This is a genomic window from Desulfitobacterium metallireducens DSM 15288, assembly GCF_000231405.2.
GTDB classification, from domain to species: domain Bacteria; phylum Bacillota; class Desulfitobacteriia; order Desulfitobacteriales; family Desulfitobacteriaceae; genus Desulfitobacterium_A; species Desulfitobacterium_A metallireducens.
In genome coordinates, this window is the sequence record NZ_CP007032.1 from 1523643 (window position 1) to 1550351 (window position 26709).

Here is a 26709-nt window from a genome sequence, read left to right on the forward strand (position 1 = left end):
TCAACATTGGAATTATGGGAAGAACTGCCTAGCTTGATTTCTAGGGCAATAGAACAGGCAGAAGCAGTCGTTCAAACACGATTACCTGACCTCAATGTAATCACGGAACATAATCACGCCAAAGTACTCAATGCCTTTCAAACTGAAAAGGTAACAGGTTATCATCTCTCTGGTACAACCGGTTATGGTCTGGGAGATACGGGACGTGAGGTTTTAGATAGGGTAGTGGCGCGTATTTTAGGAACTGAGGCAGCTTTGGTTCGAGGACAGTTCGTTTCAGGTACGCATGCGATTGCTACCGCGTTATTTGGGGTCCTTCGTCCTGGAGATCATTTTATTTCCATGAGTGGAGATCCTTATGATACACTTGAAGAAGTTATTGGAATTCGCGAAACAGGGCAGGGGAGCTTAAAGGAATTTGGCGTTAGTTTTGATGCAATCCCGCTCAGCTCAGAAGGGGAAATTCAGTATAATTTACTTAAAGATGCTCTGAAGCCGAAAACGAAAATGCTGATTGTCCAGCGTTCCAGGGGATATGCTTGGCGGAATTCGATAGGAATCGAAAAAATTTCTGAATTAGTGCATTTCGTTCGGGAAAACTATCCTCAGCTTCTTATTTTCGTCGATAATTGTTATGGGGAGTTGGTCGAGAAACTTGAACCAGGAGATATCGATGTCGATTTGATGGCTGGTTCACTGATTAAAAACCTAGGAGGAACTCTCGCCCCGACCGGAGGATACATTGCAGGGAAAAAGAAGTGGGTGGACCTTGCTGCACAACGACTCACGGCTCCGGGAATTGGTGGAGAAGTCGGCGCTACGCTTGAATGGCAACGTCTCTTTTTCCAAGGACTGTTTTTAAGCCCATTGACTGTAAGTGAAGCTGTACGTGGGGCAGTATTTTCCTCTGCCTTCTGGAAAGCTCTGGGATTTGAGGTCAGTCCATTACCGGAAGAACCTCGAACGGATTTAATTCAAGCAGTTAAGTTGGGATCACGGGATCGAATGATTGGTTTCTGTCAAGGACTTCAGAAAGGATCTCCTCTCGACAGTTATGTTTTACCGATCCCTGCAGGCATGCCAGGGTATGAAGATGAAGTGATCATGGCGGGAGGAACCTTTATTCAAGGTGCAACGAGTGAATTTTCAGCCGATGGTCCGCTCAGAGAACCTTTTATTGTCTACCAACAGGGTGGGATGTCGTATCAGTATGTTAAGTTTGGTAATATTTTAGCAGCCTTAAATCTTTACGAGAAAGATTTACTAAACGGGAGGTGATTTATGTGAGTCATGAACAAGACCTTGAAAAACCTGAAAAAAGTATGGCACGTTATATTTTTGAGCTTGTAGAGATTGTCCTTGTTGCCTTTGCTTTATCCTGGCTCATCCGGACCTTTGTCATTGAAGCCCGCATTATTCCTACAGGCTCTATGCTACCCACAATCCAGCTTCAAGATCGCGTCATTGTTGACAAATTTTTCTTCAAGAATTTTGGCGAACTTCAGCCTGGGGATATTATTGTTTTTCATCCTCCCGCAAGCGCCCATTCTTCAGATGATTTTATCAAACGGTTGATCGCCATGCCTGGGGATAAAGTTGAGATTAAAAATCATGATACTTATGTTAATGGACAAAAACTTATTGAACCGTATCTTAATGAACACCCTAAGGAAGATTTCGGTCCGATCGTTGTTCCAGAAAATTCCTTGTTTGTCATGGGAGATAACCGTAATAATAGTGCTGATTCAAGAGAATGGGGCTTTTTACCTGCACAAAACGTTACAGGTAGGACTTTATTTCGTTACTGGCCGCTTAACCACTTTGGACCTTTAGCTCGTTAGTTGAGGACACGTAGTGTATAGTTCTGCATATATTGAAATTAGAATTTAATACTTCGGAAGAGGGGGGTACATAAGATGAGCAAAATGAAGTCGATAATGGTACTATTCGGAGGACAGTCTGGAGAACACGAGGTTTCTCTGGAGTCTGCCCAATCGGTCTTAAATGCGCTGGATCGTACCCGTTATGAGGTGCAAACTATTGGTATATCGAAGGGGGGAAAATGGTTCTGGGGAGTAGAACCAAAGGATTGGAAAACTTCTGATGTTGTTTCTAACGATAATCCCCAGGTTACATTAGTTCATGACCCTTCAGATCCACGTTTCGTTGCTCTTGACGGAAAAGAGCTTCCCAACCAAGGAAAATTCGATATAATCTTTCCGGTTCTTCATGGACCTTTTGGCGAGGATGGTACAATTCAAGGGCTATTTGAAATGTCTAATGTACCGTATGTTGGCTCAGGAGTGCTTGGTGCCTCTTTAGGAATGGATAAAGATCGGATGAAAGCTGTATTTGCTGAGGCAGGTTTGCCAATGGCTCGTACTTTTACGTTGTTGCGTACTCAGTATAATGATGATTCTGATCAAATTCTTAACCGTATCGAATTAGAAATCGGTTATCCCTGTTTTATTAAACCGGCGAATCTCGGATCGAGTGTCGGAATTTCAAAAGCATATAATCGAGAAGACTTAAGAAAATCGATTGAATTGGCTGCCTTATATGATCGAAAGCTTGTTATTGAAGAAAATATCAATGGACGTGAAATTGAGGTTAGCGTCTTAGGCAATGAATCTCCTCAAGCTTCTGTTCCTGGAGAAATCCTGCCAGCAAACGACTTTTATGATTATGAAGCTAAGTATCATGACACTAGTTCACGTTTGCTTATTCCAGCCCCGCTTGAGACTGAAACTATGAATAAACTTCAAAAAATGGCAGTTAAAGCATTCCAGGCTGTGGAAGCATCTGGCCTAAGTAGAGTCGACTTCTTCCTCACTTCAGATCAGAAGATTTACGTCAATGAAATCAATACAATGCCAGGTTTTACTCAGATTTCGATGTATCCCAAACTATGGGAGGCTTCAGGGATCCCTTATTTGGAACTTATCGACCGTTTAATTTCTTTGGGTTTAGAACGTTTTAAGGATCTTCGCAACCGTAGAATTTCACGTTAGCACTGTAATGAAAGTATAAAAAAGGAAGTGAGTTTATGAAGAAACTCACTTCCTTTTAATTTATTAATAATTTCGTGGTTTAATGAAGAAAACGAAAGACCCCAATGACTTTGCCTAAGATCGTTACATCTTGTGAATAAATAGGTTCCATTAACGAGTTTTCAGGTTGTAAACGAATCAATGTTTTCTCACGGTAAAAACGTTTGACCGTTGCTTCATCCCCAATCATTGCAACGACGATTTCTCCATTACTAGCTGTACTTTGTTGTCTGACCAAGATAAGATCCCCATTGAGGATTCCAGCATTAATCATGCTTTCCCCACGGACTTTTAATAAGAACACTTTATCATCATTGACGAAGTCCAACGGTAGGGGAAAGGTATCCTCAATATTTTCTTGTGCTAAAATAGGTTGGCCCGCCGTAACTCGTCCAACGATTGGAACGTGGACCACTTTCTTTTCAACGACATCATTCGCACTTTCCAAAACTTCTATAGCTCTTGGCTTGATGGGATCGCGACGGATATAACCTTTATCTTCTAAAGTTTGTAGATGCCCATGCACGGTAGAACTGGACATTAAACCAACTGCATCTCCTATTTCACGAACCGAGGGGGGATATCCTTTCACTCTAATTTCTTGCTTAATAAATTTGAGTATCGCGTTTTGACGTTGAGATAAATCAGGATACACAGTATTACCTCCCACAATTTCTTATGAACATTTTACCATTTGAGATAGCAAAGTGCAAACAAATGTTCGTAATAAAATTAAATTCTTCCCATATCATTTAAGTATAATGTGCTTAAGGTGGGATGATCTTGAGAAAAATTATAAACTCCGTTTCTCGCACTTTTGTTCTTGCCCTACAAATTCTCTTAATCTTAAGTATGGGATGGATATCCTGGAAATTACTTAATGAGACCCCAGCTATTTCACCTCATGCATTTCCATATTTAACAAGTATTGCTTCAGAAATTATACTCGATAGTCAAAATGAAGGCAAAAATCTTTCTAAAACAGGATGGGCAGATCTTTTAGCTGTACAATCAACACTTTCGAAACAAGATGCTTCTCCGATTGTTCAGCAATTGAAGCATGGAATTGCCTTCGGTAAAATCAATTGGAAATCTGCGGCTCTTTCTCAACAGTTGATCCATGATGTGAAGGCGAGAAGAACACTTTTGATTAAATATCCTTTATTTGAACCGCAGCGTTATGCCTTTCCGGTTCAGGGAAAACCTTGGTATGAAGATAGTTGGGGTGCAGATCGAGAGGGTGGAATACGTAAACATGAGGGAACAGATCTCTTTGCCAAGGAAGGAACCCCTCTATTTAGCGTGAGTTCTGGCAAAATCGAAAAATTGGGCTGGAATCGCCTGGGAGGAGAACGAGTGGGAATCCGAGGAGAAGACGGTAATTATTACTACTACGCTCATCTTAAACAAATTGAACCCTCATTGAAGATCGGTCAATCTATTCTAAAGGGCGATCCTATCGGAACGATGGGGCACACTGGAGATGCATTAACTACTCCAGATCACTTACACTTCGGAATTCAAATTCCGGATGGAACTTGGATTAACCCATACCCGTTCTTAGCTGTTTGGGAACATTATCCAACCTAATCCTATTGAATTCAATACTTGCCGAATAGCTAATAATTAATTATTATATAAGGGTTGATAAGGAAGGATCGAAAGGAACATTATGAAACGTAAAAAGATTATTCTCATGAGTTTAATATGGGTTATAGCTTTTATTATAAATACACTTTCTTTGACTTATCCTTCTCGATCGATCTCTGCAACTCAACCTACTGTATACCAATCTACTGTGAAACAATCGAATGAGGACAAAAGTCTTAATACCCCAAGTTATTATCTTATCAATGCCCAAAATCAGGATATACTCCTCGCACAAAATGAGACGCTACAGCGTGCCCCGGCCAGCACGGTAAAACTGCTGACCGGTCTAGTAGCTATGCAAACCCTTCATGAAGAAGATGTTGTAACGCTAGGAAACGAGGTAGTGATTGAAAATTCTACTTTGGGCTTGAAACCAGGCGATACCCTCCTTGTTAAAGATTTGTTAACTGCACTATATTTGCCAAGTTCGAACGATGCTGCAGTTGCCTTAGCTGTTGCAGCGAAAGGGTCACTTCCTGCCTTTGTTGAGGCAATGAATCAATATGCACTCCAATTGGGCTGCAATAGTTCACGTTTTCAGACTCCAAATGGATTACCCGCACTTGATCAATATTCTACGGCCCAAGACCTCTCTAAAATTGCGATCGATTTTATACACAATAAAACGTTGATGCAATATGTGGAGAAGGAAGAGGGAAAGGTAGAGTGGACAGGCTCTAACGGACTTAAAAAGAGTATTATTGTCAATAATACAAATGAATTTCTTGGCTTATATCCTGGAGTGCAAGGATTAAAAACAGGAACGACCACTGAGGCGGGTCAGTGCCTTGTCACATATATCACAAGGATGGACGGAGATTTAATCCTTGTTTTATTAGGAAGTGAAAATCGCTATAAAGATACCCAAAATCTCTTAGATCGAGGGATTTCAACTTTACGAACGCAAGCAGCATTACGGAATATAGGAAGTAGCCCTGAATCAATGATTCAAACACCAGGTTTTTTTCAATAGTAAACATTAAAACATTAATTATATTAATTGTATAAAACTAAGATGGAGTGTAGATAAAATGCAAAAATATGGTGAGCCATGCGTTTTAGAAGATCGTTTATGTATTGAATGCGGAGAATGTGATCTTTGCGAATTAGACCCTGAGAAGATTTGTGATAATTGTTGTAAGTGTATTGATTCCGAAGCAGATTTTCGAGCCATTGAAATTGAAGACATTCTTTTAAATACTGAGGATGTGAAGCCGACTCTAAAGAAGACTTCACAGTCTTTGCACATTAAGAAAAGATAAGTTAAAAACAGATCTTGCCATATCATAGAGAGAAGGTAAGATCTGTTTATATTTTTTATTTTGAGTCCTATAATGAATATTATGTAAAGTAGAACACATTATACGGCAGAGGGGTATACATATTTTTAGCCTGATTGGTGGATTTCTAGGCATTCATTCTAGGTTAAACTAGCGTGTTCTTAAGCTCTTGAATATTACGGTTTTAGAGAGCCACTATTCCAGATGTCACTGAGCCATCTCTCTGGAAAAAATGATCCACTGCTCCGGACAGAGAGCCACCCGAATTTCCTTGAGTTTGTGGAGAGTGTGGGCAAGTTCTTTTGAGAAAGACCCAAAAGGGCTTGTCCTCACTCTCCACAGCTCTCTAAACTAGAGTAAGGTTTTGTTATTCCTGTATTCCTTTGCGTTTACGCATGGAATCTTGGCCATCGATCAAGATTGTATAGGAATCATGAACAATTCTGTCCAAGATGGCATCAGCTAAAGTATCCTCACCAATTTTGCCATGCCATCCGGCGGGTGAAAATTGAGAACTGAAAATGGTTGATCCCTTTTTGTGTCTCGCTTCCACGATTTCTAAAAGATCACGTGCTTCACTATTACCCAGTGGAACGAGTAACCATTCATCTAGAATGAGCAGACTGACTTGCTTGTATTGCTTCATTACTTTTTTGTAGATACCTTCTCCTCGTGCTACTGCCAGTTCATTCAGTAAATCGGGAAGCCGAATATACTTCACTGTATAGAAGTTGCGGCAGGCGGCAATACCGAAGGCACAGCTGAGATAGGTTTTTCCTGCGCCGGAAGCACCAAGGATAATGATGTTGTGTTTTTCTTGGATGTAAGTACATGTTGATAACCGAGCGATTTGTGCTTTGTCCAATTTCCTATCCGCATGATATTCAATATCCTCAATGCACGCTTGATTAAAGTAAAGATCGGCTTTGCGGATGAGGCGAGTGAGTTTATTGTTCTTACGCCTTGCCCATTCCGTGTCCACCATGAGCCCGAATCGTTCTTCAAAATTTAATGCGGTATAGGATGGATCTTGAAGTTGTTGGCGAAATGATTCTGCCATAGCAGTGAGTCGCATTTCATTAAGCTTGCCGATTGTTGTTTCGTTAACCATTATGAATTCCTCCTGTAGTAGTCTGCGCCTCGGGTAAAACCAAAGCTGTTAGAGGATTTCTCAGGGTTAACCGGCTCTTCCTTGACGATTTTGTCTTGTCCCGTTTTGATGATGGTCTGAATGCTTTTGTAGCTGGGGTTGGGTGTGTAGGAGAGTGCTTTTTCACAGGCTGCTTCTAAGCGACTAACCGAGTATTTATCTGCTAGTTTGAGTAAACCCATACAGCTTTTGTAGCCTTGTTGTTCTATACGGTGAGAAGACAAGATTGCCTTCACTACCACGGCGGTATGTTTACCAACGTTTTCTGCCCAAGATACGAAGCGTTCGCCATTCCATGCTGTATACTTTTGATGGTCTTCCAGCATATGTTCCGTAACTGTGCTGTATTGTCCGGGACGACCATGCAAGCGAGGATGGGAACATATCCGGTGATTATTAAAAAACACTTCAACTACATAACGGGTGATTCGGACATCGACTTTGTGTTTGATGTATTCATAAGGGACGCTGTAATGCATTTTCTCTACAGTAACATGATAGTTAAATTGGACGGTGGCAACCTTCCAAACTGCTAATTCATAGGGTACTGCGGGAAGAGGTAGTAACAGGGCTTTCTCTTCTTCTCGAAATACGCTCTGACGGCTTCCCGTTTTCTTCTGAAACGGTTTACTGTTGAAGGCCTCCAGTTTCTCTCGTATCGCCAGGTTAAGTTCTGGAAGAGAAAAGAATTGTTGACGACGGAGAGCCGCAACGATCCAGGTGGAAATGGTGCCAACCGTCCCTTCAACACTGGGTTTATCCTTGGGCTTTCTTACCCGAGCAGGAATAACAGCGGTCCCATAGTGCTCGGCCATTTCGTGATAAGACTTGTTGATTATAGGCGTATACCATGAGGAGCGTTCCACACCGGTCTTCAGATTATCCGGTACAAGAATCCGTGTAACGCCTCCAAAATACTTGTAGGCATTGACATGAGCTGTAATCCAGGATTCTTGGCCTTGATTCAGAAAAGCTTCCACATAAGCATATTGACTGTACGGTAGAACAGCTACAAATATGTAGGCAGCAATGCTCTCTCCTGTATCCGTATCCACGAGGCTTGCCGTTTGGCCTGCCCAGTCGACCTCCATTTGTTCGCCAGGCTTTCGTCCGATATGCATGGTCGCTTTGGTCTTCGCCACATACTGCTGATAATGGTAGCAAAACTGAGTATACATGAGGGGAATCTCATTGCTGAGTCTGCAGGATTCGCAGTATTCATTCCAAAGCAGACTGAGCGTTACTCCGCTTTTCGCCATTTCTTTATGAATGTACTCATTATCCGGGCGCTTTCGGGTAGGAGGTAATGTGGATTCAGGATAGAAAAGCTTGTGCAATTCACCATTCGTCCGATCTGGGTTTAACGGCCAAGTAATATTAAGCTCGTTGGATCGTTTCACCACCTTGGCAACAGTGTTGCGTGAGCATTCGCAGCTCACTGCGATGCTGCGTTGACTGATTCCTTGGCTAATTAGCCGAAGAATCTCTCGATAATTGGTCATTTGATGACCTCCTATGAATGTATTTACACTCCTCTCTCGGGTGTATAACTACATTCTAATAAGAAGTTTCATCAAGTGGCTCACAATCCGGAAGGGTGGCTCTAAAAATCCGGAGCTGTGGCTCTCACAGTCCGGAAGCATGGCTCATTTTGCTCCGTAATATTCAGCTCTAGGTACTAATATTCTCGTTATAACTAAAACTTTACAATCTGAATATCAAATTATTTTAAATCTATAAGATTATTCTTCTGACAAAACGCTATAATACTTACCCTTTAAAAGCCTTTGTAAGGATTATAAAATATTAGTCGGTATAATCCATCTAATTGTTAAATTGGATTAGTGTTTGATATAAGCCTTTCAAGATTGAGCCTCTAGGAGCCTCTCTGAGGCTTTAGAATTATACGGCTGGTATGATTCATCCAACACTGAAATCATGAACGCATATAGCTAAAGTTATTTTCGATATTTATTGCTAAGAGTTCTATAATTATTTTGTTTTAAATTAAACACCAGAAGCCTTTATAAGGCATAAAATCTATAACATTATTCAACTATACAATAATTTGTTAGCTACTGAACTTAATGAATATGTTGTATTTAATGATTGGTTATTGTTTACGTATTTAAATAACAAATTGTATAGATTATATTTTACGGGCAAAGTTTTACTCGTTTTAGCTAAGTCCCACTTGAAGCAACTCTGCGCTAAATATCCTTTTAATACATACTTGAGTAAAAGAATTTTATCTTATATAATAGCATTGCATTAAATGTTCGGAATTTTTGGCTTAAAGGAGAATTTTATGACTGACATTTCGAGGCTTCCTCTACCCTCTTACACACGTTCCTACATTAACCATTTAGGAGTTATCAATAAATCTCCCAATACTCAAAAAGCTTATGCCCAGGAACTCCATCTTTTCTTTAATTTCTTATGCCAATACATATCGGATTTTCCCTCCTCCCCCACTTCGTTGACCCTCGATCATATTAATCAAATCCAACATAATGATATTGAGGCCTATTTATGTTGGGCACTAACGAATAGAAACAATGGTGTTCGTGCATTAGCCCGGAAACAGGCTGTAATACGTTCTTTCTATCATTACTTATTAAGAGAGGACTTAGTTTCTAAGGATATCACCCTGAAACTAATACCAATTCATTTAGGTCAAAAAGCACCTAAAGCCCTTGAACCTGAACAAATTGCTGATTTAGTTGACATTCTTGAAACTGGTTCTGGTTTAAGTAAAGGCCAATTAAAATATCATACTTATACGGAAAAAAGAGATTTTGCGATTTTTATAACCTTTATTGGAACAGGGCTACGCCTGACTGAATTATATAGTTTAAATTTACAAAATATTGATTTTAATAAGGGTTGTTTTTTCGTTACACGCAAAGGCAATAAAGAAACCAACATTTACTTTAACTCTGAAGTCGCTACTGCTATACAAGATTACATTAAAAACGAACGTCAACGTTATCTAGTAAAGGAGTCTGATGCTCTTTTTCTTTCAATTCAGGGAAATCGTATGAGTAAACGGGCTATTCAGGATCTCATTAAAAAGTACATGACCATTCTAAAAAAACAAGGGCATAATACCGAAGGCTTTAGTGCCCATAAATTACGTTCGACCTTTGCTACCCTTCTCCTTCGTGAAACAGATAATCTCGCTATTGTACAGGATGCTCTTGGTCATGCTGACCCAAGGACAACTCGTATATACGCCAAGGTCCTTGATGAACAGTTAAAACGAGCTGCTGATTATATTAAGTTTAGATAGTCAAGTTCGAGCCTATTATATAACGTTCCCTGAATTCCTGAAGTGTCTTGTACATGCATTTTTACACGGTTTCTGTAATTCATGGTTAAAAATGAAGTTGGACGCGAAGTCGCCATAGAGGGTGACTCCTTAAATTTAGGCTCTGTCACAACTATTAGTTGATATTTGTATACTTCGAGTTTATTCAATCTGATGAATTAGAACGGTTGAGCTTTATCTTTATTTTTGAGAATTATTCTCTGCCATACGCTTTCTTTCTCTGCGCTTTTTAACTTCGAGCTTTTTGGTCAGAGAAGCTTCCGAGGCGAGATAAGATTTTTTTACCCATTGAATCAGTTTTTTACGGCTTTCCAAAACATCTGCCGGAACCTCATAGTATGGCATGACCATCGGTTTGTCTTCGAAAGGTTTAAAGGGTGACATACCCGCCTTTATATAGTCTTCAACATTCTCTGGCCCGACCTTGAAATACAAGTTGTCGTCATTTATCAGTGCAAAAATAAGGGAATCATAGTAGATTGCAACCGCACCAAACATGCGGCGTGTACTTAACAACTCCAAATCTCGTAACTGATCTAGTACAAAAAGCTTGAAACCTTCGCTAACAGACATTAAACCATAACCTCAACACGAATTTTATGATAAAAATTGCACAATAAATAAAGACAATGATAATCGTACTTTTTAGTGTACCATTATTTATAGCATTGTTTTAGTTTAAAACTGAGAAAAATCCTCAAAAATCAACCATATGTTATGACAGAGCCTAAATTTAATTAAGCCACAAATGCTAATTATCATAATATGGATTAGCGGAAGTTCATTTTCTTGGATTTCACTATAACGAATAAGAATAATTAGCAGCTTAAGCCAACGCTAAATTCTCATAAACAATGCTAACCTTCAAATATTCTTTGTTTTTTTGCTTAATTTCATCGATCATCTTGTCCATGGTTTTGACTTCAAAAATACCTTTTTGTTTCCAAGCTAAGAAGTATAGCTTTAACGATTAGCCTTCATCTTCACGCCACAGGATTATTCAGTCAGAAACATTATACGATGTATTATCTGACAGATAAGTCTCAAATTTTAATAGTATTTTTTTATTACTTTAAGAGCTCATCTTCATTTGTGTTTTCTTAAACACAATCACTGCGTTTTCATAGTTGGCTTCGGTGTATGCCATAGGACAACCTCTTTAACACTAAATCTTATCCGTTACAAAATATGGGCGTAATATCCGTCTTTGGTATGAGAAAACATAACTTTTGAGGGAAACAAGTTCTCTCCCATATTGGCAAATCCGACTAAAGTCATAGCCCAGTCTGCTAACTCTGTTGGAAGCCTATAGCACTTGTTTCGCTTGCTTCCGCTATCGTTACTAATGGAATCATCTCTCTGCTAAAACCGACTGCCAAAACGTCACAGACAAGCCGACCGTTTTTGAATTCAAGCAACGGTTGCTTATCAGCAATTTAGCGTCTGTATGAATTTTGCAGTCTCTAAGTTTAAACTTCAATTATTGTGGGAGTTATCCTCTTATTTATCAAATTTTCATTAAAAAATGGATACACCTTCCCCTACCCCAAATTTGTATATTCGTATTAAATTGCCTAACCCCTAGGAGCTGCTAAAAACAAATTCAGCTTTAAACTTCAGCAAATATAACCCTTTTAATAAAAGCCTTACCATTTCTCGTTGAGTTGTAAAATGGTTTCTCAATCGTCTAAGTAAAAACAATTGTATAATATTCGATGCGATGAATATCAAATAGAGCACAGCTTCTACTGCCTTTCCTCCATGCACAAAGCAATGCTCTAAGCCACATTCACATTTCAAGTTATTAAAAATTGAGTTCTCAATATCCCAACGCGCCCTGATTATTTTAAACAATGTCTTAAGCGCCATGTCCTTACATGTGGTTACAATCATAATCTGCGTTCGCTACTTGTTCTTATGTTTCATTGCGAATTTTACAAAACGCAAGGGTTTCCCCACGTTGTTCATTGAGAAAATTGACTCGTAAACCTCAACTTTCTCATATCCCTTTTCGCACTCCCAAACCTCTACTGCCTCCGTCATATTTATCGTTTTTCTTGCTAAAATCAATGGTTTGACTGTGGTAGAAGCTAAAGTGCTGCCATGCGGACTCTGTACTGGACGACCAGACGTTTGCTGAGGTCTACCGGACGGCTGAAACTAAAAACTGCTGGGGCTGTTGCCGTATCCGCTTTGATGAGGATACGCTGTTTTTTCGCTACCTCGCGTGGGTATCCAACTTAAGGGTTAAAGTATGGTGGATACTATTTACTGAGCATTAAACATGCCCATAGATTTTTGTTTGAAGGAATTGCCTGGAGCACGGGATCTGTTCTTGAAAAAACTTGCGACAAGCTTAAGGATTTAAAGTTATCCAACCACTTCCTAGAAACGAGACGAGATATTGATACGTAGGAAGACTTAATGATGTTTTATCGAAGAACCTTGACGCGTGAGTCTAGTAAAGAATATCGAAGTTATCGTTTTATCGAAAGGTATTATAAAGGAAAGAACGTCTTGTCATAAACATGCTTAAAAAATTCCTTCATTATTATAAACACTACTCGTTTCTTTTTTGCACCGACTTGTTTTGCACCATGATGGTCTCCCTGATTGATAATGTAGGATAAATAAAGAAATGCTGCATGGGAAACACTATTCTTCGGTAGGAATTATCTTCGCCTAAGAAAGGATGTATGTTTCCATGCTTAAAGAGATAGAATCTGGTAAACTGCCTGTCGTTTTAAATAGTCCAACCCCTTTTGCCCTTGAATTTGGTACTAACGGATGTTCTGAATGTAGTCGTTTGAGTTCAACTGTCGAGCAAGTTGCCGATACACTAAAGTCTATAGTAGAGGTTTATTACGTTGATGTGGATAAGGTTCCGGAAATTAAGGATGAGTTTCAAGTTGAGAAGCTACCGACTATCATTCTGTTTAAGGATGGTAAACCCCAAGACACGCTAGTTGGCTATCATCAGGAACGTGAAATACACGATTTTCTAAACCAATAAAAATGTGAGGTTATCAAGCCTTCCTATACATAAAGAAAAACCATACTGAGATTAAGTATGGTTTTTTCTTTGCCATTTGATTTACATACCACCTACTGGAGGCGAAAAAGCAACAGTATCACCATTTTGGAGGACCTGCTCGAATTCTACATTATTACTGTTAACGAGACATATAGCTACTTTATCCAGCGGCAGATTATGTTTCTTAATGACATCAATCACTCGGCTATTTTCCTCAAGATGAGTTATTTGTTGCTCAAATCGACCTTCACGCAGATCCCCGAAAAGTTTTACATTCACATCCATTTGGCTTAACCACCCCTTGTAAAAAAATTTCTTAACCTCCTCCTACTGGAGGAAAAATTGAAAATGTATCACCCTCTTTAAGCGTTTGTTCAGGCTGAACATTTCGACCGTTAACGAGACAAATTGAGACTTCCTCCCGGGGTATAGCATATTGGATGATTATATCAATAATCCGATAAGTATCTTGAACTACAATCTTCTGTTCTTTAAACCGTCCGTCCCGCAAAGTGGCAAACAGCTTTATAGTAATCTTCATTAAAACGTGTAAACCTGATCAAGCTCCTCACCCGTAAAATCCCAAATCGCGTTATGAGGAGGTATAGGTTCGCTAAAGAATTCCGGTAACCGGTCATCCTTTTTGCTGAATCCTGCAGCTTTGTTGAAGGTTCGTTCAGTTTTAAGTACAGTTTTACCGAGTTCGAACCAATCATCTACTGACCAGTTTGTACCATATTGAGCGTTGATCATGTCGACTAGAGCGTGAGAGACAGGTTCGTAGTCCAAGATAGCAAACGCAGTAAAGATACAAAGGCCAGCGCTATCGATGGCAGCGGTGGAAATTTGCATGTTTCTGGAAAGTTCAATCTGACCGTCTTTAGACAACGGGTCGACGTAACCGCCTACTTTCAGTATATTCGATGCAATGGTATACCCGGAGGTATGGTCGGCTCCCATGGGGTTCGTAGCGTAAGTCACGCCGATACCCTTGACAGACCTTGGGTCATAAGCCGTCATCGTTTGATGTTTAACCGTGGGTATACGAGTTACTCCATAGGCTCGTCCCGTAGAATCGGCTCCGTTACCCAGGATTCGACCTAAGGGCGTGCCTTCCTTAATCTCATCTTTCAATAATTTAAGGATCCCGTGACCATCTCCCCAGGGGAGCACTCCCGCTTCCATTGCAACCATCATGGTTCCAGCGGTTTCAATCGTATCAATCCCGATATCATCGCAAATATTATCCACATGCGCGATAATATCCAAATCGTCTACCAGACAGCCGGCCCCAAACCCCCAAATCGTTTCATACTCGAAACCTGAGGTAAGATATCTGCCATCTTTATCATTATAGGTTTGAGAACAACGGATGACACAACCTACATGACAGCCATGAGTGGAATCTCCCTTTCTGCTCATGATCGTATCATACATGGTCTCGCCGCAAATCTTTTCAGCTCCATCGAATTGTCCCAGGCGGAAGTTCTTCGTAGGAAGCCCACCCGCCTCATTGAGAATATTGACCAAGACGTCGGTGCCGTATTTGGGCAGGGCATTACCACTCACGGGGTGGCTCAATAATCCCTTGTTAAAAATCTGAGCTGCATTCTTAAATTTCTCTTTATCGAGAATGTTAATTCCTGTTCCGTCGTTATCGTCAAGTGTAATGAACTTTATCCGTTTTGACCCCATTACAGCTCCGAGTCCACCACGTCCTGCGCTACGAATATGGCCTTTGGGGTCTTTGATTGAAATATTGGCCGCTACCATTTTGTATTCCCCGGCTTGTCCAATAGTCATCACCCCGGTATTTTCTCCATACCGTGAGGTTAACGTATGAAGGACTTCATAGTTGCCTTTACCGAGTAGCTCAGTTTCTTCTTTGATTTCCACGCCATCTTTGTGGACATGAAGACAGTACCATTTATCTCCTTCTGGGATGCCCTCCACAATTAGGGCTTTAACCCCGAGTTTAGCCAGTCTTTGGGCAGCAGTTCCTCCAGCGTTACTCTCTTTAATACCGCCTGTTAACGGACTCTTGGATCCGACTGACAAGCGGCCTGAGTTTGCTGCCATTGTTCCAGCAAGCAATCCCGGCGCAAAGACCAATTTGTTTCTGCTGCCAAGCGGATGACAGGTTGGTTCGACTTCTTTTGCGATGATGGCCGAGGTTAAACCTCTACCACCTAGCACTTTCCACTCTTTAGGGACTTCCTCTGCGACAAAGGAAAGATCCGACATATTGACACGATAGAGTTTCACCTTGTTACCCTCCAAAACTATTGTTTTATGAATCTCTTCATTCAGAATTTCACATAAGTATATTTTTCCCCATCAAACGTGATTTGATTCAATTATAGGTTCTGGTGCAAATAATACTTTCCACTTTTAACATCGTCAAACCCTGTTAAGATGATTTCAATTTCAACTTAGGGGGTACACTGATAATGGTAAATATCTTTAAATGGAAACATTTCGAGTCTGAGATAATATTGCTTTGTGTCCGCTGGTATCTAAAGTACCCTTTATCCTACAGAAATCTTACAGAAATGATGGCTGAACGTGGCTTATCAATATCTCATACAACTATTCTTCGTTGGGTTCAGCAATATTCACCTATTATAAATAGCAGGATCAGAAAACATCTCAGCCCGACCAATGACTCATGGAGAGTCGATGAAACTTATTTAAGATCAAGGGGCAATGGTCTTATTTATACAGAGCTGTTGATTCCGATGGTGCAATAATTGATTTTTGGATTTCCGAAAACCGGGATAAAAAGTCAGCAAAGAAGTTCTTTAACAAAGCCCTGAAAGCCGATCATAATCAAATGCCAATAGTAATTACCACGGATAAATATTACACTTATGAGGTCCTGATTAATGCGCTTATATATGGCGGTAGACTTTCATGTGATACTCAACATCGGCAAATAAAATATCTAAATAACATCGTTGATCAAGACCATCGCTTTATTAAGCGAATTGTCAAACCCATGCTAGGGTTTAAAAGTTTCAAGTCTGCATGCTCCACAATTTCCGGTATTGAAACCATGCACATGATTCGAAAAAACCAAGCAGGCCGAATGACTCCATTTGAAGAAATGGAGTTTATTCAACGTATCATGAATGTTGAGTAATAACTAAATTTTTAAGAACAGTTTAGGCATTTATGCCATTTATATTAAATAGTAACTTTTTTTTGCAACAGAGCCGGTTTAGTATAGGAACTTAATTTTCGCCGATGATAGTAAATAGTTTGCAGTGATATAATTATATAAATAAATTTAATCAACTGATTAGGAAGAGGTACTCAATTATGAACGAGAATCAACTAAAAGATTATACAAAACGTATTGAGGAGGTCGTAAAAGAATATGAGAGCGTTATAGAGCAACAACTAGATGAGCAATACCAGAGAAGCACCAAGTAATCAGACCGTCTGGCTGACCGGATAGCAGCTTTTGGTGGTAGTTGGAACTTCGTCATCTTGTTTAGCTGTTTTTTAGCATTGTGGATAATAACAAACACTGTTTTAGTTATAGGTCATTTCGATCCGCCACCGTTTATTCTATTAAATCTTGTTCTTTCATTTATTGCTACCTTTAAGGCACCTATTATTATGAAGAGCCAAAATCGACATGCAGCGCATGACAAACATGAATCATTGATTGACTTTGCAATTAACTATAAGGCCGAAAAGGAAATTGATGATATGCACAACCATTTGCATGGAATTGAAGAGGATATAGCAAAAATTAAGGAACTGTTAAATAATTGAAAGCCTATAATGATTTCTTATCTCTTGAAGGATATTCTCGATGCTAATTTGGGTAATCCATCTCCCATTCACCATTACTCCTAATTGTGTTTTCATGTTATGAATATTGTCCAATGGGTTTTGGTCAAGAAGAATAAGATCTGCTCGTTTCCCTTCGGACACTGTTCCAAATTCATCTAATTTATTAAGAAATTTCGCAGCATTATAGGTTGCTGTTTTAAGCGCTTGATAAGGCGAAATTCCACATGACACCAAGTTTTCTAATTCTCTGTGGGTTGCAAAACCTGGGATAATGTAGGGCAGATGTGTATCTGTCCCAAGCAAGAGATTACAATTCGCTTCGTATAGTTTTTGAATCGTCTCCTTTACATAGGGTAAACACTTTTGAGGGTATTTATATCCCTTTTTCTCCCCTTCCCTGTCTCTTTTCCAAGTGAAATACCGCCATAACCAGCGGGCCAAAGGAGGAACTAATTTAAGTTCGTCCTCTTCTTCAAATTCAATGGATCTTTTGAAACTTTGAATTCTTTGAAACGATATCATTGTGGGGCAGTTCCAAACGTCATGCTCCTTTGTCGTTCTTATATATTGATCTATCTCATCTTTCTTAATTACCCAATCATCCTTAAATGCATTTATATAGCCCATCAAATGCTCGATCGAACGTTGCCTTAAATTAAGGGCAGAATTCAATGTAACTTCATCTGGAAGATGGCCGGCAACATCCATTCCAGATTCGTGCGCAATGCGGAGTACATCAGAATATTGTGCTAAAGACAAGCCGTCGTGAATTTTTATAAAATCATACCCCGCTTGTTTTTCTTTTAAAATAACTCTTCTGATATCATCTTTTGTTTTAAGCTGTTTGCATATCAGTGGAATCATGGATGTAGAGCCGCATAACATTGATCCGGCAGTATAAATCTGTGGACCGATGACTTCTTGGTTATTCACCTTGTTTTTCAGCCGGAGATGAAAATGATATTTCCCGGCATAAAAAGAACCCATGTTACGAACGGTCGTTATCCCTTTGGAGATGAAGAGAAGCAAATCATTCGAATGAACAATATGAACATGCATATCTGCAAGCCCTGCTATAAGATACTTTCCTTTACTACCGTTAATATAAATAGCTTCCCGAGGGATCGATTCTTCTCCAGCATTAAGGATTTTTTTAATCACCCCGTTTTGGATAAAGACATTTTGATGTTTGATAATACCTTCCTGGTCCATAGGAATGATATTAACATCTTTAAATACCATAAGAGATTCAGGTTTATTTATTATTATTTTGTCTGGAGAAAGGTAACGCATTTTATCACGCTCCATAAGAGGTCTTTATCTAAGAACACAAACCAATCTGGATTATATTATATTCATTATTGAGTTAAGATTTGTCTGCGTGATAAAGTGACAGAGCTCCTTCCGAAATTGGAAGGAGCTGCTTGTTATGGCGGAACACAGATCATAAAGCATGGATTTTTTTACTGTTGAGCTTCGTCTTTCTTTTCGGCTATAAAACTTTTGATACTTTCTTGACGCCGATCATTTTTTGCTTCAATCCTTTGCTTCTCTTCAGTTGTGATCTCCCTTGCGTGCTCATCCAAGTAATCCTCTGCTTCACGCAAATTAGCTAAAGTATGGTCGATATGTTCTTGTAGATGTGCTTGATTATCCGCACGGTTATCAGGTTTAGCCAAAAGGATCACTCCTATCTTCATTTTCTGTATTTAAGATGACCTAAATTCTATGATGTTATACGGTATAAAAATATCTTAAGTTACGCTTTGCAAATGAAGTTGAGACTTTACCGACTTACTGTTTTAGTGATGATTTGCAAAATAGTCAAAGACTTACTACAATGACCGACACTTAGATTGCGTGAATTACCTAAATCTACTAAAATAAGATTGTTATACTGAAATATGAGTCATTTGATCAGAAATAATTAACAAAGTGAGGATTATCGATAATGCCTACAAAAAAGCCTAAGTTTTATGCAGTTAAAGTCGGTCGTGAGTCAGGAATCTTTTTGACCTGGGCAGCGTGTAAAAATGCAGTCCATGGGTTTCCTGGTGCGATTTATAGAAGCTTCGAATCTGAAAGTGAGGCGCAAGATTGGTTTAACGATAAGCGAAGTGAACTTAGAGTAAACTCCCATCCTGTTGATTACGAAGTCTATACAGATGGTAGTTATTTGAGTGGGCAATATTCGTGGGCCTATGCTTTTGTAAAAAATGATGAAGTAATATATGAAGACAGCAGCTCAGGAACAAGCCCAGAAGCTGCCGTGATGCGAAATGTCGCAGGTGAAATTGCTGCCGTTATCTATGCGGTAAAACGTGCAGCTGATTTAGGTGTAACGATCCGGATTTTTCATGATTACGCTGGAATTGCTTTTTGGGTTACAGGTGAATGGAGAGCAAAAAATGAATTTACCCAAAGGTATGCTAAACTAATGAACGAATATCGAGGGGTCTATGTCTTCGAAAAAGTAAAAGCCCATACTGGTAACAAATTTAATGAATATGTAGATAAGAAGGCCAAAGCAGCCTTAGGGATAACATAATAGTACTCTAGCAGTCAGTGCAATTGAAGTTATTTTACATCTTCTATATCGATGCGACTCAAGGCGATATCTAAGGCTTCTTGAACGCTTTGTGCATACTCTAGTTTAATGCTTTTTCTCTCATCAAGGTAAGTTTCTTCATAAGCGACGGATCTTATTTTTCCCGCCCAGCCGCCAGAAGGTTCAAGAACAACAACCGGTTTGCGATTAAGATAGGCTGCTGAAAGTTCACCAAGCGTACCATTTCCGCCACCGATCATAATCAGTGCATCAGAAGAATGAACAAGAATTAAACTCCGATAATCAAAGCTTAATCCGGTCGTAATGGGTATATCAATATAGCTGTTTCCTTTATCCCTCGTATCTCCAGGTAATATTCCGACCACGATTCCGTTCTCTTCTTTCGCACCCTTAGAAGCATATTCCATGATCCCATTTGTACCACCACTCAGTAATACACATCCTCTTCGTGCGATTTCCTTACCAAGTGCCAAAGCTAATTCTCGAATTTCCAGGGGGAGTTCACCCGACTGTCCAATAATTCCAATGCGTATCACGTATAATCTTCCTTTCACTTAAAAATTAAAGAATAATTTAGCAGACATGGCAACTACAGTTACAACTAGGATAATTTGAATCCACTTTTCTCCTTTACTAACCGCAAAGTTACTACCGAGCCATGCCCCAACACCTTGCCCTGAGGCTAAGATTAAGCCATAAGTCCAGTATACATCTCCGAGCAAGACGTAGGTCGTTAAGGATGTAACCATACAAAGGCCGACAATAAGTACTTTAAAACTGTTCACCTTGATTAGCGATATTCCAAACAGAGTACTTGTGAAGGCCATAATGATGAATCCGACCCCAGCCTGAATAAAGCCACTATATAATCCAATTAAGATAAAGCCAAGGACTCCGATAATCTTTTGCTTCCTTTTTAAATGTTCGTTAACTTCAGAAGCATCCTTCTTCTTTTTGGGTTTAATCGTTAACCAAAGTACAACTAACATAATGATTGAAAGAATTTTATTGAATACTGTATCTGGTGTGAATATCGCGAGTCTGGCGCCGATAACTGAACTAATCATTGCTGGAATTCCAAAAAGAAGACCTAGGCGCCAATTAAAAAATCCTTTGCGTCTAAAATTCCAGACGGCAACCCCGTTTTGTGCGACTAAAGCTACCCGATTTGTCCCATTCGCCACTGCAGTCGGTAAGCCTAGAAAAATGAGAATGGGCAAGGTTAATAAGGAGCCGCCCCCTGCTATCGTGTTGAGGAAACCAGCGAATACTCCTACTAGTAAAAGAATGATAATTGCTTCCATGTTTGTCTCCTTTTATACGTGATTATTACTCGATATTACGCTTTTGATGACTATTATTTGTTTGCCACCAACTATAAGTAGGCGTTTCCAGTATAACCAGTATATTCTAAACTTTAAAGAAGAAATTAACTAATAAATGAACCAATATATAACAAAAGCTCTGCCTTTTTAAAGGACAGAGCTTAGCAATTTGAGATTGTCTAACGATTATCGACATGTTCTAGCTGAATATCGTGATAAAGAAGTCGTTGAGCGGCAAACTTCTCCCACTTTTCACTCTTACCATAATTGCAATACGGATCGATACTGATCCCACCCCTGGGCAGAAACTTGCCACAGACTTCAATGTAACGAGGATCCAGTAATTTAATTAAGTCTTTCATGATGATATTGACCACATCTTCATGGAAGTCTCCGTTATTTCTGAAGCTTAACAAATAAAGTTTGAGTGACTTACTTTCGACCATCTTGATGTCAGGAATATAGCTGATATAGATCGTTGCAAAGTCGGGCTGCCCTGTCATAGGGCAAAGTGAAGTAAATTCAGGGCAGTTAAATTTTACCCAATAATCGTTTTCCTGATGCTTATTGACAAAATACTGAAGTATATCAGGATTGTAGTTGAAACTTAAGTCCACATGATTTCCAAGTAAGGTAACTGTTTCAAGTTCGTTTTTTTGTCGTGACATTATGTAATTCCTCTCTTATTTCTTTATAACTTCAGGCTCACTATAGCTTACCCCAAATGTATCGACTGTTACCGTTTTCATGATTTGACTTTGCAAGGGTTTATCATTGGCGTCTTTAGGGCTGCTTACAATTTTATCGGCTGTTTCCATACCACTTAACACTTTTCCAAAGGCCGCATATTTACCATCAAGGCTTGGCGCTGCGGCTACCATGATGAAGAATTGCGATCCGGCTGAATTAGGGGCGTTTGATCTTGCCATCGAGATTACAGATCGTTCGTGCTTTAAGGAATTCTTAAACCCATTTTCAGTGAATTCTCCTTTTATGTTGTACCCTGGTCCACCCAAACCATTACCCTGCGGGTCTCCTCCTTGAATCATAAATTGAGGTATAACTCGATGGAAGGTCGTCCCATTATAAAATCCCTTTTGCACTAAGGAAATAAAATTTTTCACTGTATTGGGAGCGACGTCAGGGTAAAGCTCAATTTTGATCTCTTCCCCACTCTCCATCGTAATCGTAACAACAGGATTCTTCGCATTAGAAGACGCCCCCTCATTTGTAGGTGCCGGTGTATTTGTATTTGGGGCCGTATTGACGGAATTAGAGGTGTTGGCATTGTTTTGTGTTGAGGAACCACATCCGGTAAGGGTAAATAAGAATAAAGATAAACAGGCGAGTAACACAAATTTAAGTTTCTTCAAGAAAATTCCTCCTTTTGTTATCTACTATATCCCAAAAAGCATTTTAAAATAAAGCATCCCGATCAGAACGAGAATAATCGTTATCGGAAAGCCGATTCGCAGATAGTCAAAAAAGCGAATATGAATTCCGTTCTTTTTTGCGAGTTCAACAACGATTAGATTAGCGATTGAGCCTGTTATCGTTAAATTGCCTGCAAGCGTACTGAAGATGGCTATATTCGCCCACCAAATGGAATTTTGTTCCGGTGGTATCATAAATTTCAAAAGCATCACAGCAGGAACATTGCTCACAATATTTGAGAGGATAACAGTTAATATCATGAAAACAGGTAAACTAACCTCCTTCATCGTACCCAAAAGCATGTTCAATAAGCCGCTCTTTTCGACTCCACCAACAACCACAAACAAACCAATAAAGATGACCAGAAGATTATAGTCAATTCCGGCGTAGACTTTATTAGGCTTAAGCCTCCGCGTAATGAGAAGAATTGCTGCACCAAGACTGGCAACTAGAGCAGGATCTAACCCGAACAAAAAACTGAGAATTACGCCCAGTAGAGTAACAATCCCTTTCAATAAAAGAAAGCGAGGTATCGGTTTCACTCGGACTGACTCTGAAGGCAATACCAGAGTCTGACTCAGTTCTTTGGTGTAGATCTTCGCTAAAACGATATACGTCAAAAAGAGGCCTATAAGCGAGATCGGTAAAGCAAGAAGCAAATACCAAGAAAAAGATAGGTGTGAAAGGCTGCCAATTAAAATATTTTGTGGGTTTCCAATGAGGGTTGCGGCACTCCCAATGTTAGAAGCTAGCGCTACAGCAATCAGATACGGTATTGAGGAGAGTTTTGCACGACGAGTTACTGTAATAACGACCGGGGTAAAGAATAAGCATACGATATCATTGATGAGCAAGGCGGATAATAATCCTGCCATAATAATAACAACGATTAGCAATCCTTTCGGAGTTCTAAGTCGCTTCATGATGTAATGACCCAGAAAATCAAATAAACCGATAGCATTCATATATGAGGAAATGAGCATCATAGAAAAAAGTAAAATGATTGTTCGGTAATCCACGGCACTTATTGCTTCATCAAAGGAAAGTACCCCAGTTGCGATAGTTAATGTTGCCCCAATTATCGCTGCTCCTGCCCGATCGACACGGAAAATCGGACTTTTTCCAAGGGTAAAAATCACCAGAACAATGCTGAGAAGGGTTGCTGAAATAATCATCATCTTTACCAATTCTTCTTCGTTCGCCAGAACTCAGGGCGAAGCAAAATGAGCAATGTAAAAAACTCTAAACGCCCCAAAAGCATACAGAATGTCAAGACAGACTTTCCCAAAAGACTGACGTTGGCAAATGTCTTGGTTGGTCCAACTACACCAAAGCCAGGTCCAACATTGCCTAAGGTGGCAGCTACGGCGCTCATCGCATCAAAGGGCTCAAGTCCTGTACCCGTAATAATCATACTTGCTGCAGCAAAAGTCACGATATATAGAAAGAAAAAAATGCTGACCATGACGATTGTGTTGGGTTCTATGGCTTTTCCATCAAGCTTGATACTTAAAACAGCTCGGGGATGAATTGCTCTTTTCAATTCAGCCCATGTACTTTTGGTGAGAAGTATAATGCGAGAAACTTTTATGCCACCCGAGGTAGAGCCTGAACTTCCACCGATGAACATGAGAAGAAATAATATAAGCTTTGTTATCGCAGTCCACCGGTCAAAGTCATCTGAGGCAAAGCCTGTCGTAGTTATAATCGAAGCGACCTGGAATAAGGCGTGACGAAGAGCATAATCGATTGGTTTGCCGCCACTATACCAAAGGCTCCCCGCAATAAGCAATGTCGCTCCAAGAATGATGAGGAGATAAATAGAGAATTCGTTATTACGGAAGGGCTTGAAGTTTTTTTTGCGCCAGGCCATTAAGTAAATTCCAAAGTTTCCACCGGCAAGTATCATAAAAAAGGTCAAAATCAACTCGATGGATAAACTATCATAATACATGACACTTGTGTTTTTAGTTGAAAATCCTCCAGTTGCCATGGTCGCAAACGCATGGTTTATGGCATCAAAGAAGGTCATGCCAGCGCCCCAAAGGAGGAAGGTGAGAATGGCCGTAAAGACAGTGTAGATTTTCCAAAGCGCAGTCGCAGTATCTCGTATCCGTGGCTGAATACGCTCATTGGTAGGCCCAGGAACTTCTGCATTAAAAAGAGTGACTGCGCCAACCCCTGTTCTAGGAAGTAAGGTAATAAAGAAAACAATAATTCCCATTCCGCCTATCCAATGGGTAAGACTTCTCCAAAAAAGAAGTGATTGCGGTAATGCTTCCACATCATTTATGACACTAGCCCCTGTCGTGGTTAACCCAGAGACGGTTTCAAATACTGCATCTATATAAGTAGGGGCGGCATGAGAAAACCAATACGGCAATGCTCCAAACAGAGAAGTAAGAATCCAGGTTGCTGCAACAATTGCAAACCCTTCGCGGGCACCAAATTTCAAATTAGAGAGCTTGCAACGATACACCAGAAAAACTCCAGTTAAACCTGTGATCAAAATAGAAATGATAAAAGCCATTAAGCTAGATTCGTTGAGAATGAGTGCAATCATTAAAGGAATAAACATAGCAAAAGAATACGCGGATAGGAGTTTTCCGAGTATACCCAGCACAAGTCGAATGTTCATTTCTTATTTGCTCCCTAGTTTATTTTCGAAGAGCTTAACGACAGTAGGGACAGTATCAGGTAAAGCAAAGACGATGACGCGATCACCAGGTTCAAGTGAAGTATCTCCATTCGGGATAATTGCTTTTTTGTCTCGAACTATGCATCCAATCAAAGAGTTACGTGGAAGTTTTGCTTCTTTAAGTTTTCGATGTGCAACAGGGCTAGTGCTAGCCACAATGATTTCCATAGCTTCAGCTTTTGCTCCTTCAAGAAGTGAGATCGAGACAATATCGCTTCGTCTAACTTGTCGCAAAATGACACCTGCTGTGAGCACGCGTGGCGATAGGACGACATCAACTCCTACTTGTTCCATAAGGGAGGTATAATCCGAGCGACCGACTCTTACAAACGTTTTTGGAGCACCAAGATGCTTGGCAATGAGCGCGATTAATAAATTAAGCTTATCATCATCAGTCAGACAAATAACAGCATCTGATTCCCCTACTCCCTCTCCCATAAGTAAATCAATATCTGTTCCTTCACCGCAAAGAACTAGTCCATCATTTAGTATCTCAGCTAATTCCTGACAGCGGTTACGATCTTTATCCACGACTTTGACAGAAATTCCTACATTCTCAAGAATTAAAGCTAGGTGGCGACCAATCCTTCCCGCGCCGATGATCATTACTCGTTCAACTTTGGATTTTCGGACGGGAAAGTGCATTTCTAATTTTTTAATTGCGGAGTGCTCTCCAACAAAAAAGACACAATCATGGGGTAGAATTATATCATTCCCATTAGGAATGAGCATGCGATCCTGACGCAGGATTCCGGCGACCAAAACTTGTTGAGGTAAGGTGAGTTGACTCAAAGCAATGTTTGTGAACTTTGAATCGTTCGGGATTTTCACCTCAAGCATTCTTACCCGTCCATCCGCAAAATCTTCAACATCCAAAGCCGCAGGTGTTAGAAGGATGCGACTGATTTCAAGGGCTGTAACCATCTCAGGATTAATTGTTAAATCAATGCCTAAGGATTCATTAAATTTGAGTTTATCTTTTTCAGCATATTCCTGATTCCGGACGCGAGCAATCGTACGCTTAATTCCTGCATGCTTAGCCGACATACACGCGATCATGTTAACTTCGTCACTATCGGTGACAGCAACCATAAGATCTGCTTTACGAATTTCTGAGTCTAAAAGCATCGCTGGACTAGCACCATTTCCAGCGATTGTCATCACATCTAAACTGTTCTGGACGATCGCTCGACGCTCATCATTCTTTTCAATCACGATAACTTCGTGATCCTCCTGAGATAAATATTGAGCCAAGATATAGCCAACCTTGCCCGCTCCTACGATTACGACACGCACCTCAGAACCTCCGTAATAATTACAATAATAATTTCAACAAATTATTAAATATCTATTCGTCAAGTTTCTGAGAATTCCTTCCCGTGTA

At 39.9% G+C, this 26709-nt stretch carries 26 protein-coding genes and 1 pseudogene; 11 read left to right on the top strand and 16 right to left on the bottom strand.

The window, feature by feature from the left end:
• Window positions 1-6 precede the first annotated feature (6 nt).
• From DESME_RS07315 to DESME_RS07325, 3 genes are all read left to right on the top strand, one after another.
• Window positions 7-1278, top strand: coding sequence for a methionine gamma-lyase family protein (locus tag DESME_RS07315; protein ID WP_006715353.1), 1272 nt, complete (start codon window positions 7-9; stop codon window positions 1276-1278).
• A gap of 44 nt (window positions 1279-1322) precedes the next feature.
• A complete protein-coding gene (gene lepB / locus DESME_RS07320) occupies window positions 1323-1841 on the top strand; it encodes a signal peptidase I (protein ID WP_174377988.1) in 519 nt (172 codons plus the stop codon).
• 75 nt (window positions 1842-1916) lie between these two features.
• Window positions 1917-3011 carry a D-alanine--D-alanine ligase gene (locus DESME_RS07325; RefSeq protein ID WP_006715351.1) on the top strand — a complete coding sequence of 365 codons (1095 nt, stop codon included), beginning with the start codon at window positions 1917-1919 and terminating at the stop codon, window positions 3009-3011.
• Window positions 3012-3090: 79 nt separating this feature from the next.
• On the opposite strand, the gene lexA is transcribed toward DESME_RS07325, so the two are convergent.
• Entirely contained in the window at window positions 3091-3705 is a 615-nt protein-coding gene (gene lexA, locus DESME_RS07330; protein WP_006715350.1) for a transcriptional repressor LexA, read from the bottom strand.
• A 122-nt stretch (window positions 3706-3827) separates the two neighbouring features.
• On the opposite strand from lexA, the gene DESME_RS07335 reads away from it, so the two are divergent.
• From DESME_RS07335 to DESME_RS07345, 3 genes are all read left to right on the top strand, one after another.
• Window positions 3828-4640: a M23 family metallopeptidase gene (locus tag DESME_RS07335; RefSeq protein WP_025248717.1), complete on the top strand. Its 813-nt coding sequence runs from the start codon at window positions 3828-3830 to the stop codon at window positions 4638-4640.
• Between the two features lie 82 nt (window positions 4641-4722).
• Window positions 4723-5673, top strand: a complete 951-nt coding sequence (locus DESME_RS07340) for a D-alanyl-D-alanine carboxypeptidase family protein (RefSeq protein WP_006715348.1) — start codon at window positions 4723-4725, stop codon at window positions 5671-5673.
• Between the two features lie 58 nt (window positions 5674-5731).
• The gene (locus DESME_RS07345) at window positions 5732-5962 is read left to right on the top strand and encodes a hypothetical protein (RefSeq protein WP_006715347.1); all 231 of its coding nucleotides are present in this window, start codon (window positions 5732-5734) and stop codon (window positions 5960-5962) included.
• Window positions 5963-6347: 385 nt separating this feature from the next.
• Here the strand turns inward: DESME_RS07345 and istB are convergent, their stop codons facing one another.
• Window positions 6348-7091: an IS21-like element helper ATPase IstB gene (istB, locus tag DESME_RS07350; RefSeq protein ID WP_006716269.1), complete on the bottom strand. Its 744-nt coding sequence runs from the start codon at window positions 7089-7091 to the stop codon at window positions 6348-6350.
• Entirely contained in the window at window positions 7091-8632 is a 1542-nt protein-coding gene (gene istA / locus DESME_RS07355) for an IS21 family transposase (RefSeq protein WP_025248718.1), read from the bottom strand. The genes istB and istA overlap by 1 nt, the downstream gene beginning before the upstream one ends.
• Before the next feature lie 806 nt (window positions 8633-9438).
• Here istA and DESME_RS07360 point away from each other — a divergent pair.
• Window positions 9439-10422 (top strand): tyrosine-type recombinase/integrase, encoded by a 984-nt coding sequence (locus tag DESME_RS07360; RefSeq protein ID WP_006719020.1) that lies wholly within the window; start codon window positions 9439-9441, stop codon window positions 10420-10422.
• A gap of 219 nt (window positions 10423-10641) precedes the next feature.
• Here DESME_RS07360 and DESME_RS07365 read toward each other — a convergent pair whose 3' ends face one another.
• A complete protein-coding gene (locus tag DESME_RS07365) occupies window positions 10642-11034 on the bottom strand; it encodes a TfoX/Sxy family protein (protein ID WP_006719016.1) in 393 nt (130 codons plus the stop codon).
• A 2131-nt stretch (window positions 11035-13165) separates the two neighbouring features.
• Here DESME_RS07365 and DESME_RS07375 point away from each other — a divergent pair.
• Entirely contained in the window at window positions 13166-13474 is a 309-nt protein-coding gene (locus tag DESME_RS07375; RefSeq protein WP_006719014.1) for a thioredoxin family protein, read from the top strand.
• An 81-nt stretch (window positions 13475-13555) separates the two neighbouring features.
• Here the strand turns inward: DESME_RS07375 and DESME_RS07380 are convergent, their stop codons facing one another.
• From DESME_RS07380 to DESME_RS07390, 3 genes are read right to left on the bottom strand one after another with little or no spacing between them, the layout of a single operon-like run.
• Window positions 13556-13780 carry a MoaD/ThiS family protein gene (locus DESME_RS07380; protein ID WP_006719011.1) on the bottom strand — a complete coding sequence of 75 codons (225 nt, stop codon included), beginning with the start codon at window positions 13778-13780 and terminating at the stop codon, window positions 13556-13558.
• 31 nt (window positions 13781-13811) lie between these two features.
• Window positions 13812-14036 (bottom strand): MoaD/ThiS family protein, encoded by a 225-nt coding sequence (locus tag DESME_RS07385; protein WP_006719009.1) that lies wholly within the window; start codon window positions 14034-14036, stop codon window positions 13812-13814.
• The gene (locus tag DESME_RS07390; protein ID WP_006719007.1) at window positions 14036-15760 is read right to left on the bottom strand and encodes an aldehyde ferredoxin oxidoreductase family protein; all 1725 of its coding nucleotides are present in this window, start codon (window positions 15758-15760) and stop codon (window positions 14036-14038) included. The genes DESME_RS07385 and DESME_RS07390 overlap by 1 nt, the downstream gene beginning before the upstream one ends.
• A 185-nt stretch (window positions 15761-15945) precedes the next feature.
• Between DESME_RS07390 and DESME_RS15355 the strand changes: the two are divergent.
• Together DESME_RS15355 and DESME_RS16250 are read left to right on the top strand one after the other, a co-directional pair.
• Window positions 15946-16637, top strand: a pseudogene (locus DESME_RS15355) (IS6 family transposase).
• Window positions 16638-16951: 314 nt separating this feature from the next.
• Window positions 16952-17278, top strand: a complete 327-nt coding sequence (locus DESME_RS16250; RefSeq protein WP_282432828.1) for a DUF1003 domain-containing protein — start codon at window positions 16952-16954, stop codon at window positions 17276-17278.
• On the opposite strand, the gene DESME_RS07410 is transcribed toward DESME_RS16250, so the two are convergent.
• Window positions 17267-18607: an amidohydrolase family protein gene (locus tag DESME_RS07410; protein ID WP_084553170.1), complete on the bottom strand. Its 1341-nt coding sequence runs from the start codon at window positions 18605-18607 to the stop codon at window positions 17267-17269. The genes DESME_RS16250 and DESME_RS07410 overlap by 12 nt on opposite strands.
• A 155-nt stretch (window positions 18608-18762) precedes the next feature.
• Entirely contained in the window at window positions 18763-18978 is a 216-nt protein-coding gene (tlp, locus tag DESME_RS07415) for a small acid-soluble spore protein Tlp (RefSeq protein ID WP_006718995.1), read from the bottom strand.
• Window positions 18979-19250: 272 nt separating this feature from the next.
• On the opposite strand from tlp, the gene DESME_RS07420 reads away from it, so the two are divergent.
• Window positions 19251-19847, top strand: coding sequence for a ribonuclease H1 domain-containing protein (locus DESME_RS07420; protein ID WP_006718993.1), 597 nt, complete (start codon window positions 19251-19253; stop codon window positions 19845-19847).
• Window positions 19848-19876: 29 nt separating this feature from the next.
• On the opposite strand, the gene DESME_RS07425 is transcribed toward DESME_RS07420, so the two are convergent.
• The 7 genes from DESME_RS07425 to trkA form a co-directional block, all read right to left on the bottom strand.
• Complete coding sequence (locus tag DESME_RS07425) at window positions 19877-20404, bottom strand: TIGR00725 family protein (RefSeq protein ID WP_006718990.1); 528 nt, start codon at window positions 20402-20404, stop codon at window positions 19877-19879.
• Between the two features lie 18 nt (window positions 20405-20422).
• Complete coding sequence (locus DESME_RS07430) at window positions 20423-21172, bottom strand: sulfite exporter TauE/SafE family protein (RefSeq protein WP_006718988.1); 750 nt, start codon at window positions 21170-21172, stop codon at window positions 20423-20425.
• Between the two features lie 200 nt (window positions 21173-21372).
• On the bottom strand, window positions 21373-21861 hold the full coding sequence (gene queF / locus DESME_RS07435; protein WP_006718986.1) for a preQ(1) synthase: 489 nt from the start codon (window positions 21859-21861) through the stop codon (window positions 21373-21375).
• A gap of 15 nt (window positions 21862-21876) precedes the next feature.
• Window positions 21877-22566 (bottom strand): peptidylprolyl isomerase, encoded by a 690-nt coding sequence (locus DESME_RS07440; protein ID WP_006718984.1) that lies wholly within the window; start codon window positions 22564-22566, stop codon window positions 21877-21879.
• Window positions 22567-22590: 24 nt separating this feature from the next.
• Entirely contained in the window at window positions 22591-23805 is a 1215-nt protein-coding gene (locus DESME_RS07445; protein ID WP_242837432.1) for an ArsB/NhaD family transporter, read from the bottom strand.
• Between the two features lie 2 nt (window positions 23806-23807).
• A complete protein-coding gene (locus DESME_RS07450) occupies window positions 23808-25265 on the bottom strand; it encodes a TrkH family potassium uptake protein (protein WP_006718980.1) in 1458 nt (485 codons plus the stop codon).
• Between the two features lie 3 nt (window positions 25266-25268).
• A complete protein-coding gene (gene trkA / locus DESME_RS07455) occupies window positions 25269-26621 on the bottom strand; it encodes a Trk system potassium transporter TrkA (protein WP_006718978.1) in 1353 nt (450 codons plus the stop codon).
• Window positions 26622-26709: the final 88 nt, after the last annotated feature.